General features: G+C 63.5%; 9 protein-coding genes. 1 reads left to right on the forward strand and 8 read right to left on the reverse strand.

Annotated elements, in window-relative coordinates; all coding sequences use genetic code 11:
- Nucleotides 1-78: 78 nt before the first annotated feature.
- The 8 genes from HFRIS_RS11875 to HFRIS_RS11910 form a co-directional block, all read right to left on the reverse strand.
- Nucleotides 79-924 (reverse strand): M55 family metallopeptidase, encoded by an 846-nt coding sequence (locus tag HFRIS_RS11875; protein ID WP_006463591.1) that lies wholly within the window; start codon nucleotides 922-924, stop codon nucleotides 79-81.
- A gap of 24 nt (nucleotides 925-948) precedes the next feature.
- The gene (locus HFRIS_RS11880; protein ID WP_006463592.1) at nucleotides 949-1,977 is read right to left on the reverse strand and encodes a DmpA family aminopeptidase; all 1,029 of its coding nucleotides are present in this window, start codon (nucleotides 1,975-1,977) and stop codon (nucleotides 949-951) included.
- 35 nt (nucleotides 1,978-2,012) lie between these two features.
- Nucleotides 2,013-2,957 (reverse strand): glutathione ABC transporter permease GsiD, encoded by a 945-nt coding sequence (gene gsiD / locus HFRIS_RS11885; protein WP_006463593.1) that lies wholly within the window; start codon nucleotides 2,955-2,957, stop codon nucleotides 2,013-2,015.
- Between the two features lie 8 nt (nucleotides 2,958-2,965).
- Nucleotides 2,966-3,886, reverse strand: coding sequence for a glutathione ABC transporter permease GsiC (gene gsiC, locus HFRIS_RS11890; protein WP_006463594.1), 921 nt, complete (start codon nucleotides 3,884-3,886; stop codon nucleotides 2,966-2,968).
- A 129-nt stretch (nucleotides 3,887-4,015) separates the two neighbouring features.
- Entirely contained in the window at nucleotides 4,016-5,587 is a 1,572-nt protein-coding gene (gene gsiB, locus HFRIS_RS11895) for a glutathione ABC transporter substrate-binding protein GsiB (protein ID WP_039875449.1), read from the reverse strand.
- A 90-nt stretch (nucleotides 5,588-5,677) separates the two neighbouring features.
- Nucleotides 5,678-7,531, reverse strand: coding sequence for a dipeptide ABC transporter ATP-binding protein (locus tag HFRIS_RS11900; RefSeq protein ID WP_039875450.1), 1,854 nt, complete (start codon nucleotides 7,529-7,531; stop codon nucleotides 5,678-5,680).
- Between the two features lie 25 nt (nucleotides 7,532-7,556).
- Complete coding sequence (locus HFRIS_RS11905) at nucleotides 7,557-8,543, reverse strand: isoaspartyl peptidase/L-asparaginase family protein (protein WP_006463597.1); 987 nt, start codon at nucleotides 8,541-8,543, stop codon at nucleotides 7,557-7,559.
- The gene (locus HFRIS_RS11910; RefSeq protein WP_039875452.1) at nucleotides 8,540-9,505 is read right to left on the reverse strand and encodes a MurR/RpiR family transcriptional regulator; all 966 of its coding nucleotides are present in this window, start codon (nucleotides 9,503-9,505) and stop codon (nucleotides 8,540-8,542) included. The genes HFRIS_RS11905 and HFRIS_RS11910 overlap by 4 nt, the downstream gene beginning before the upstream one ends.
- Before the next feature lie 368 nt (nucleotides 9,506-9,873).
- Between HFRIS_RS11910 and HFRIS_RS11915 the strand changes: the two genes are divergently transcribed.
- Complete coding sequence (locus HFRIS_RS11915) at nucleotides 9,874-10,809, forward strand: LysR family transcriptional regulator (RefSeq protein ID WP_006463599.1); 936 nt, start codon at nucleotides 9,874-9,876, stop codon at nucleotides 10,807-10,809.
- Nucleotides 10,810-11,002 lie beyond the last annotated feature (193 nt).

Below are 11,002 nucleotides of genomic sequence, written 5' to 3' on the forward strand. Positions count from 1 at the left end.
CCTCTCATTTGGTCAGTTTCACTCTCTCATCTTAGAACCTTCCCAAATGAGAGTCAACAAACTACCAAATGAGAAAGCCTAGCGCAGCATGGCCGACATCGCCGACAAGCTGTTGAGCACGCGCACCGCATACTCCGCCGTCGGCGCATCGAACTCGACGGTGACATTGTCGCTGCGCTCCAGGATGGGCAACTGGCTGAACAGGTCGGCCAGCGCCACGGACTGCACCTGCAGGCGACACCGCAGTGGTCCGCGCAAGGGCAGTACCGGCATCGACGCCGGCTGCGCCAGCAGGCTGGTCACTGCCTGCCGGGCGCGCTCTTCCAGCAACACGCAAGATTGTTGAGGGGTCAGCGAATCGCCACTGTTGGCGCCATAGGCTTTCTTGGTCTCGGCAAAGACCGCGTGGGGATACAGCGGCTGGTTTTCCTCGATGAAGGCATCGTCCCCGCTGCCGAAGATCACCGGCACGCCATGCTCGGCAGCCAGTGCGCCATAGAGGCCGGCCTCGCCCATCTCTTGCCCGCCCAGCCAGACCCGGGCAAAGGCAAAGCTGTTGGTGGTGTGCGCGAGGATGCCGCGCCCCCGGGCGCGCGAGTGGTAACCCACCAGCATCACGGCATCGATCTCCTGGTCCACGCCACCCATCATGCCCAGCACGCGGGGCTTGCCCAGCACCATGCGGGCCTGCGGATGCAGCAGGTCCGGCAACAGATTGCGGAAGCCGCCATGTGAGTCATTGACCTTGATGCCGGTGGCACCGGCCGCCAGGGCGCCGCGGATGACAGCGTTGGCTTCTTCGGTCATCCAGCGCCGGGCGCGTTCATATTCGCCGTTGCCGGCACGGGTCTGCTCGACGTGAAAAACCCCGGCCACGCCTTCGATATCGACGGAAACCAGAATGTTGGCGCGTTTGCCAGTCATGAAAATCTCGCTACGGTAAGTCGTTCAGTTCAATGCCGCCAACCGCTCGCGCAGGCTGACGCGCACATGGCCGTCGCGGCCGTATACCGTCTCGGCGGCAAAGAGCGCATGGACGATGGCCTGCTCCACGCTGTCGGCGGCAGCATGGAACAGCGGGTCCAGCAGGTGATCGGCCAGCAGCGCCATGTGCACGCACTCGGCCTCGGCCCCGATCTGCTGCGCGGTCGAAAACGCCAGGGCGATATCGCCGCTGCCGTGCCCATAGGCCGATCCGGTCCGGGCCAGCCCGGCACCGGCCCGTACGGCCAGGCGCTTCAACTGGCGCGCATCCAGCGGCGCATCAGTGGCCAGGATGATGATGATGGAGCCCTTCTCGGGGGCGGCATCCGGCGGCTCTGCAGCGGCCAGGCGCGCGCCCAGCGGATCGCCGGCCAGGATCAGCTCGGGCAGGCGACCGAAGTTGGACAGCACCAGCGCCCCCACGGTGTAGCCCTGCCCGGCGGCGCCGACAACGGCTACCCGGGAAGCCGTCCCGATCCCGCCCTTCAGGCCGAAGCTGGACATGCCGCGCCCGGCGCCCACCGATCCTTGGGCCACCTCAGATGAAACTGCCTGCAGGGCCGCATCGAAATGCGCCGGCTGCACCGCCATCGCCTGCAGATCGTTGAGATAGCCGTCATTGCATTCCAGCACCAGCGGATTGACGGTGGGCAGGCTGCGCCCGCATTGCGGGTTGGCACGCAGGGTGTGGGCGATCTGGGCGTTGAGCAGCGTGCCGACGGCGAAGGTGTTGGACAGCGCAATCGGCGTCTCCAGCAGGCCCAGCTCTTCCAGTTGCACCAGTCCGGCACTCTTGCCGAAGCCGTTGATGACCGCCGCGGCCGCCGGCAGGCGGTGGGTGAACAGGTTGCCGCCATGCGGCGCAATCACGGTCACCCCGGTCTGTACCGGGCCGTCATCGAGGGTGCAATGGCCGACGGTCACGCCGGCCACGTCGGTGATGCTGTTACGCGGGCCGGCGGCAAGCCGGCCAATGTGCGGTAGCGTCGACATAGACGACCTCGTCACAAGCGGCAGGCCCATCGCCATCAACGCTGATCGATCTTGGGATCGAGCGCGTCACGCAGGCCATCGCCCAGCAGGTTGAAAGCCAGCACGGTGAGGAAGATGGCGATGCTGGGCACCAGCGCCACGTGCGGCGAGGTCACCATGTCCGCGCGGGCTTCGTTCAACATCAGGCCCCACTCCGGCGTGGGCGATTGCGCACCCAGGCCGAGGAAGGACAGCCCGGCGGCAGTAATGATGGAGGTGCCGATGCGCATGGTGAAATACACCACGATGGCCGAGATGGTGCCAGGGAAGATGTGCTTCCACATGATGGTGGTATCGGACGCACCGATGCTGCGGGTAGCCTCGATATAGGTCAGGTTCTTCAATTGCAGGGTATTGCCACGCACCAGGCGGGCAAAGGCCGGGATGCTGAACACCGACACCGAGATGATGACGTTGATCATGCCGCCACCCAGGATGGCGACGATGCCGATGGCCAGCAGGATGCCGGGGAAGGCGAACAGCACGTCGCAGATACGCATGGTGATGCGGTCCCACCAACCCTCGTAGTAGCCGGCCAGCAAGCCGAAGACGGTGCCGATCACGGCGCCGATGGCCACCGAGAAGAAACCCGAGGCCAGCGAAATGCGTGCGCCCATCAGGATGCGGCTGAAGATGTCACGGCCCAGCGAGTCCACACCGAACCAGTGGGTCCAGGTCGGCGGCGAGTTCAGGGCGTCGTAATCGAAGAAGTTCTCGGCATCGAACGGCACGATCCAGGGGGCCAGGATGGCGACCAGGATCAGCAGCAGGATGAACACGCCGGCATAGACGGCCAGGCGCTGCTTCTTGAACTTGCGCCAGAATTCGCGCCACGGGGTGCGGATCTTCTGGCCAGAGGCCGTGACCGCGGCGGGATCGGGCGGCGGCAAAGGCGCGCCGGTTTCGGAGGTGGTTGCCAGAGGCGAATTGGAGAGCGACATGATTCCCCTCACTTGAAACGGATGCTGGGGTTGATCACGGCATACAGCACGTCCACCACCAGGTTGATGAAAATGAATTCCAGCGAGAACAGCAGGATCTCGGCCTGGATGATGGGGTAGTCACGCATTTCGACCGCATCCACCAGCAGGCGCCCCATGCCCGGCCAGTTGAAGACCACCTCGACCAGGATCGAGCCACCCAACAGGAAGCCGAACTGCAGGCCCATCATGGTGACCACCGGAATGAGGGCATTGCGCAGGCAGTGCTTGATGACCACCACCGTCTCGGTCAGGCCCTTGGCGCGGGCGGTACGGACGAAGTCTTCCTGCAGGATCTCGATGAAGGAGGAACGGGTGAAACGCGCCATCACCGCCGCCACCGCCGCGCCCAGCGTGATCGAGGGCAGGATGTAGTGGCGCCAGGTGTCGTCGCCCACCGTGGGCAACCATCCCAGATTGACCGAAAACACCTGCATCAACAGGATGCCCAGCGAGAAGGCCGGGAAGGAAATGCCGGACACCGCCAGCGTCATGCCCAGACGATCCGGCCACTTGTTACGCCATACCGCCGAGGAAATGCCGATGATCAGACCGAAGATCACGGCCCAGATCATGGCCACCACCGTCAGCCACAGCGTGGGCCAGAAGCGCGCGGCGATCTCTTCGGAGACCGGGCGCTTGCTGCGGATGGAACGACCGAAGTCACCCTTGGCGGCGTTGACGAAGAAGTTCACGAACTGCTCCGGCAGGGGCTTGTCCAGGCCGAGGTCGGCACGCACCAGCGCGACCGTCTTGTCGTCGGCGTCGGGGCCGGCCGCCAGGCGTGCCGGGTCGCCCGGCAACAGGTGCACGAACAGGAATACCAGAACCGCCACCAGCAGCAGCGTGGGAATCAGGCCTAACAGGCGTTTGATGACAAAGGAAAACATGATGCTCTCTGAATAAGGCCGCTCGTCGCCGATGGATCGGACCCTTCTTGTTGCGCGATGGACCAGACGTCCACCGAAGAATGCAAGTGGCGGCGCAATCCTGCTGCGCCGCCGCTTGGTGCTGCCTGCTTACTTCGTCAGTTCGATGTTCTCGAACTCGATCGCCTGGTCAGGCATCACATAGACGCCCTTGAGGTTCTTGTTGCGCGCGTACAGCAGCTTTTCGGTCACCAGGAAGGCCCACGGTGCATCCTTCCAGATTTCCTGCTGGGCGTCCTTGTACAGGGCTTCCTTTTCCTTGCGATCGGTCAGGGTCAGGGCCTTGGCGATGTCGGCGTCGACCTTGTCGTTCTTGTAGTAGGCGGTGTTGTACAGGCGCGGCGGCATGGCTTCGGAAGCCAGCAGCGGACGCAGTGCCCAGTCGGCTTCACCGGTCGAGGAGGACCAGCCGATGTAGAGCAGACGTACCGGCGCGGTGGCAGGGTCTTGCCAGCTTTCCACGCGTTCCACGCGCTGACCGGACTCCAGGGCCTGGATCTTGGCCTTGATGCCGACCTGCGCCAGTTGCTGCTGCAGGAACTGGATGATCTTCAGTGCCGTGCTGTGCGTGTAGGCCGACCACAGTTCGGTCTCGAAACCATTCGGATAACCGGCTTCGGCCAGCAGGGCCTTGGCCTTCTTCACGTCATAGGGCCAGGGGCCGGTCTTGAAGGCGTAGTCCACGCCCTGCGGCACCACGCCTTCCATCGGCGTGGCATAGCCGTTGAAGGCCACCTTCACCAGCGCCTGCTTGTTGATGGCGTAGTTGATGGCTTCGCGCACCTTCGGGTTGTCGAAAGGCTTCTGCTTGGTATTCATCGACATGTAACGCTGGATGATGGATGGTGCCGCCACCACATCCAGGTTGGACTTGCTCTTCAACAGATCGGCCTGCTCGTAGGGCAGCGGATAGGTGAATTGCGCCTCGCCGGTCTGCATCATGGCCGAGCGGGCGTTGTTGTCGACCACCGGCTTCCAGATGATCTCGTCGACCTTGGGATAGCCCGGCTTCCAGTAGCCATCGAATTTCTCGACCTTGACGTAGTCGGTCTGTTTCCATTCGACGAACTTGAAGGGGCCGGTGCCGACCGGGTGGAAGGCGATGTCCTTGTTGCCGTACTGCTTCAGCGCGGCCGGCGAAATCATCACCGCCGACGGGTGGGCCAGCACGTTGATGAAGGCCGAGAACGGCTCCTTGAGCACGATCTTGACGGTGTAATCGTTCAGGATTTCGGTCTTGGCGATGCGGTTGAAGAGGTTGTAGCGCTTCAACTTGTTGTCCGGGTTGGTGACGCGGTCGAACACGGCCTTCACGGCGTCGGCCTTGAACACGGTACCGTCCTGGAACTTCACGCCCTGCTTCAGGCGGATGGTGTATTCCAGACCGTCCTTGCTCACCAGGTAGCCTTCGGCCAGCACCGGAATGAGCTTCATGTCCTTGTCGAAACCGAACAGGCCCTGGTAGAAGGACTTGGCCATGGACAGCGACAGGGTGTCGTTGGCGTCATAGGGGTCCAGCGTGGTGAAGGTGGAATACACCGCCAGCGTCACGGTCTTGGCCGCGAACGCATGTGCCGCTGCAAATTGCAGCGAGGTGCCCAGGGCGCCGACGGCCAGCCATTTGGCAATGGTCATGCCCTTCCGGGTTGCAGTGGTAGTCATGTAGTCTCTCCTGATCAGTAAAGCGAGGTTGGTACGACGTAGTGGGGATTACTGCACTGAAGCATTTACAACATGGAAACCCGCCCGCGCTCAGAAAGCGCCGGCAATACGGTGCTGGGCCACAAAGTGCCCGGGAGCCACTTCCTTCAGGGGCTCCACTTTGGGCTCGTCGCCCACCAGCCGGATCGGGCTGGGAATTTCATCGGTCAGCAGCTTCTTGCCCGGCTGGCGCAAGGTCGGATCGGCCACCGGCACGGCCGCCATCAGCTTGCGCGTATAGGGATGCTGCGGATTCTCGAAGATCGCGCGACGCGGGCCGATCTCCACGATCTGGCCCAGGTACATCACCGCCACCCGGTGGCTGATGCGCTCCACCACGGCCATGTCGTGCGAGATGAAGATGAAGGAAATCCCCAGCTCGGCCTGCAGGTCCAGCATCAGGTTGACGATCTGGGCCTGGATCGACACGTCCAGCGCCGACACCGATTCGTCGGCGATGACGATCTTGGGGTTCAGGGCCAGGGCGCGGGCGATGCAGATGCGCTGGCGCTGACCGCCGGAAAATTCATGCGGGTAGCGCTGGCCATGTTCGGGGGTGAGACCCACGCGGGTCAGCAGTGCATCCACGCGTTCCTGAGCGCCCTCCTTCATGCCGTGCACCAGCATCGGCTCCATGATGGAGTAACCGACCGTCATGCGCGGATCGAGGGAGGCGAACGGATCCTGGAAGATGAACTGGATATCGCGCCGCAACTGGCGCAGCTCGGTGCGCGGCAATTGTGCCAGGTCGCGGCCGCCGAATTCGACGCGACCACCGGCGATATCGACCAGACGCAACAGGGAGCGACCGGTGGTGGACTTGCCACAGCCGGACTCACCGACGATGGCCAGGGTCTCGCCGGCAAACAGGTCGAAGCTGACCTTTTCCACCGCATGCACGCGCTGCTTGACGCGACCGAAGATGCCGCTCTTCACATCGAAGCGGGTGGTCAGGTCGCGCACCTTGAGGATGGGCTGGCGCTGGGCGGCGATCTCCTGCTGGGTCTGCAGCTCGCTGGCGATCAGGTCGGGGCGCACCTCGGCCTGCGGCGCAATACCGAAACGCAGCGGCATATCGGTACCGCGCATGGAGCCCAGGCGCGGCACGGCGGCCAGCAGGGAACGGGTATAGGGATGGCTGGGTGCGGCGAAGAGCGGCTCAACGGCGTTTTCTTCCACCTTCTCGCCACGGCACATGACCACCACGCGGTCGGCCACTTCGGCCACCACACCCATGTCGTGGGTGATGAAGATCACGCCCATGTGCATCTCTTCCTGCAGGGAGCGGATCAGTTGCAGGATCTGCGCCTGGATGGTCACGTCCAGGGCCGTGGTCGGTTCATCGGCGATCAACAGCGAAGGCTTGCAGGACAAAGCCATGGCGATCATCACGCGTTGCCGCATGCCACCCGACAACTGGTGCGGATGGCGGCCCAGCACGCGCCGGGCCTCGGGGATACGCACCATCTCCAGCATGCGCAGCGCCTCGGCCTGGGCGGCGGCGCGGCTCATGCCCTGGTGCAGGCGGATCGATTCGGCGATCTGTTCACCGACGGTGAAGACCGGGTTCAGCGAGGTCATCGGTTCCTGGAAGATCATGGCGATCTCGGCGCCCCGGATGCCGCGCATGGTGGCATTGTCGGCCTGGGCCAGATCAAGCGTCTGGCCGCTGCGGCGCAGGAACTGCATGCTGCCGCCGACGATCTTGCCGCCACCGTGTTCGATCAGGCGCATGATCGCCAGCGAGGACACCGACTTGCCCGAACCCGATTCGCCGACGATGGCCAGGGTCTCGCCCTGATCCACATGGAAGGACAGGTCGCGCACCGCATCCACCGTCCGCTCGGAGGTGGCGAAGCGGACGTTGAGGTGGCTGACATCGAGCACGCGTTGTGACTGTTGCATCTTGATTCTCTCCTGCTCGGCCGACTCAGGCCGGTGCTGCGTAAATTTCGGTGACCGGCGCCAGCTCGCCGCAGCCATAGGCGCGGTACATGCCTTCGGTATTGAACGGCAGGGCCAGGTTGCCCTGGGCATCGATGGCGATCACGCCACCGCGTCCGCCGACCTTGGGCAGGGTATCGAACACCACGGCGCGGCTGGCTTCTTCCAGCGACTGACCGGCATAGGCCATGCGCGCGCCGATGTCGTAACAGGCCACGGTGCGCATGAAGGCCTCACCGGTGCCGGTGGCGGAAACCGCGACGGTGGCATTGTTGGCATAGCAGCCGGCACCGATGATGGGTGAATCACCCACCCGGCCCGGCTGCTTGTTGGTGATGCCACCGGTCGAGGTGGCCGCAGCCAGGTTGCCGAACTGGTCCAGCGCCACCGCGCCGACGGTGCCGAACTTGTGGTCGGGGTCGATGGGCTCGACGGGGGCGGCGGTCTTTTCGGCAAAGGCAAAGGAGGAGGCGTCATGGTCCAGCATGGCCCGCGACTGACCGCGCACGCGCAACCATTGCTCGTGGCGGGCATCGGTATGGAAATAGTCAGGCGTGACCGTGGCCACACCGTTGCGAGCGGCAAAGGCTTCGGCAGCGGGACCGACCAGCAGCACGTGCTCGCTCTTTTCCATCACGGCGCGGGCAGCCAGCACCGGGTTGCGCAGATTGGTGACACAGGCCACCGCGCCGGAGGCCAGGTCGGCGCCATTCATCACGCAGGCATCCAGCTCATGCCGGCCTTCACTGGTATAGACGGCACCATGGCCGGCATTGAACAGCGGACAGTCTTCCAGCAGGCGCACTGCTTCGGTCGCCGCTTCCAGTGCCGAGCCACCGGCATTCAATACGGCCTGGCCGGCGGCCACGATGTCAGCCAGCGCCTGGTGATATCGGGCTTCGTCCTCGGCGCTCAGCGAGGCGCGCGTAATGGTGCCTGCGCCACCATGGATGGCAATTACCGGAGTGGTCATGCTTTGGTCTTTCCTTTATTGAGAGCGGCCCGGGCCGGCTTGGCGACAGGCGTCATGGCCGGACGCTGGTGCTGTTGCGGCAGATACAGCCAGGGCAGTACGAATTCGGTCATCTGCGAAGCAGCCTGCACCGAGCGCCGGGCGCGATGCGCCACCGCATCGCACAGGGCCTGGATCAAGATCAGCGCGGCCGCATCGGACGTGGGAGACAGCTTGCGATCGGTCTGGGCATAGATCGTGACATCGGCCAGCGGCACCAGCGGCGAGCCGGGAGTATCGGTGATGGCCAGGATACGGGCGCCCTTCTCCACTGCGCGCTGGGTCAGCCAGACAGTATCGGCGGCATAGCGCGGAAACACCATCGGGATCACCAGGTCGCGACTATCGAGCTTGAAGAATTGCCGACCCGCCTGCGAAGGACCACCAGCCAGCGCCACCGAGGACACGGTGCGCACATAGGGCTCCAGCGCATGTGCCATCAGGCCGGCCAGGTAGGCCGAGGCGCCGAAGCCGGTGATGAAGATGCGTTCGGCGGCAAGAATCATGTCCACTGCCTGTTCACAATGCTCGGGCGTGAGCATGCGGCGGGTGGCCTCGATGTTATGGATGTCGCTATCGAAGGCAGCGGCCATGATCTCGGCGCTGGTGGCGGCGCGTTGCACTTCGTCGCGCAGCTTTTCCACCGGCGCCAGCGTGGTGGCAAAGTCCGCCACCAGGGCCGCGCGGAAGGAGGCATAACCATCAAAACCCAGCGCGTGGGCAAAACGGTTGGCGGTGGCTACCGAGATGCCGGCGGCCTCCGACAGTTCGTCGATGGTCATGGTCGCGGCGCGAAAGGGGTTGCCGAGCACATAGTCGGCGGTCTTGCGGTGCGACTTGGACAACTGCGGATACAGCTTGCCCACGGCCTGCGCGACCGCGCCGGCTCCCTGCAAGCTGATGTTCTTCGGTTGTTGTGTCACCGTCCGCTGCCCCGTCTGTGCTGAAGAAATCGCCCCGTGCCTGCAAACGCTCCATATCATTGATTGGATTTATATCGTTTACGAAAACGCGGGCCTCACCCATTTTTATCCTGTCGCGGGACTTGATATGACGACCAGCCCTGGCGCGAAAAATGTAAATATATTTTCATTTCAATCCGGAGTAAAGAAAAAATACTTTCAAATTCCGAATATCGATATAACGCACCAGAAGCACGCAACTTACCCTGTGAAATGCACCAGATGTGCGCCGAACGGGACCGACTTTATTGCGCAGCGCACCAAAAATGACAACGGGAGTTGACACGTCCTGGCGATAAAATACGCCTCTTCTCCACGTCCTGCTCGTCATGAATATCCGCTTCCTCGAAACCTTCGTCTGGCTGGCCCGGCTGCGCAATTTCCGGCTCACTGCCGAGCGCCTGCACACCACCCAGGCTGCCGTCTCCAGCCGCATCGCCTCGCTCGAACAGGACTTCGGCGTGCGCCTGTTCGACCGCAGCGCGCGCGAGGTGGCACTCACCGCCGACGGCAGCAAGGCGCTGGTGTATGCCGAGCGCATGGTCAAGCTCATGCGCGAGATGAAGGACGACATGTCCGACCGCGAGGTCTATGCCGGCGTGATCCGCATCGGCGTGATCGAATCCATCGTCCACAGCTGGTTCCCGGATTTCCTGGGGCGGCTGCACAAGACCTTCCCGCGCCTGCAGATCGAGATCGTCAGCGATACCACCATCCACCTGCACGAGCAGTTCAGCAAGAGCAACCTGGACCTGGTGCTGCAGGCCGAACCGGTGATCGGCCCGCAGGTCAGCAATATCGCGCTGTGCGAATTCCCCATGCGCTGGGTCGGTAGTCCCAAGCTCGACATCGGCAGCGAGACCCTGTCGCTGACCGACCTGGCGGCCTTCCCGATCATCAGCTTCGCCCGCAACTCGGGGCCGCATGCGGTGATCGAGCGCCTGTTCTCGGGCAGCGAACGTAGCGAGCGCACGCTGCATATCAATTGCATCGCCTCGGTGGCGACCATGATCCGGCTGGCCACCGATGGCTTCGGCATCACCGCCGTGCCGCCGGCCATCATCCAGCGCGAGCTCAACGAGGAAAGCCTGCACCTGCTGCGGGTCGATACCGAGTTCCCGGCCCTGGCGCTGATCGCCTGCTTCCGCTCGGACCATGAGAATCCCCTGACCGAAACCGTGGCCCGCATCGCCCAGGAAACCGCGTCCGACTTCGCACTCAATTGGGGCCACGAGATTGCCCGCCTGCCGGCGCCGCTCAACTGAGCCGGGCGCAATGCCGCGCTGCTGCTGGCTGCGCATCCACAACCGCCGCATGCGGCGCAGCACCATCCTGAAGCAGCCGCCGCCCCGCTTTTGCTCATAAGATTTTTCAATCAAGGCCGTTCAGATTTTCTTGTTGGACAGCGCCCTCTCCGCATCCCCATACTGATTTAGGGCCTGTTCACACTAAATCTGT

Origin of the sequence: Herbaspirillum frisingense GSF30 (assembly GCF_000300975.2) — a bacterium.
In the GTDB taxonomy this organism is placed as follows: domain Bacteria; phylum Pseudomonadota; class Gammaproteobacteria; order Burkholderiales; family Burkholderiaceae_D; genus Herbaspirillum; species Herbaspirillum frisingense.

What these genes read in the sequence shown, in the direction of transcription:
- HFRIS_RS11875 (WP_006463591.1), bottom strand. Translation starts at nt 924, where the DNA reads ATGACTGGCAAACGCGCCAACATTCTGGTTTCCGTCGATATCGAAGGC.
- HFRIS_RS11880 (WP_006463592.1), bottom strand. Translation starts at nt 1,977, where the DNA reads ATGTCGACGCTACCGCACATTGGCCGGCTTGCCGCCGGCCCGCGTAAC.
- gsiD (WP_006463593.1), bottom strand. Translation starts at nt 2,957, where the DNA reads ATGTCGCTCTCCAATTCGCCTCTGGCAACCACCTCCGAAACCGGCGCG.
- gsiC (WP_006463594.1), bottom strand. Translation starts at nt 3,886, where the DNA reads ATGTTTTCCTTTGTCATCAAACGCCTGTTAGGCCTGATTCCCACGCTG.
- gsiB (WP_039875449.1), bottom strand. Translation starts at nt 5,587, where the DNA reads ATGACTACCACTGCAACCCGGAAGGGCATGACCATTGCCAAATGGCTG.
- HFRIS_RS11900 (WP_039875450.1), bottom strand. Translation starts at nt 7,531, where the DNA reads ATGCAACAGTCACAACGCGTGCTCGATGTCAGCCACCTCAACGTCCGC.
- HFRIS_RS11905 (WP_006463597.1), bottom strand. Translation starts at nt 8,543, where the DNA reads ATGACCACTCCGGTAATTGCCATCCATGGTGGCGCAGGCACCATTACG.
- HFRIS_RS11915 (WP_006463599.1), top strand. Translation starts at nt 9,874, where the DNA reads ATGAATATCCGCTTCCTCGAAACCTTCGTCTGGCTGGCCCGGCTGCGC.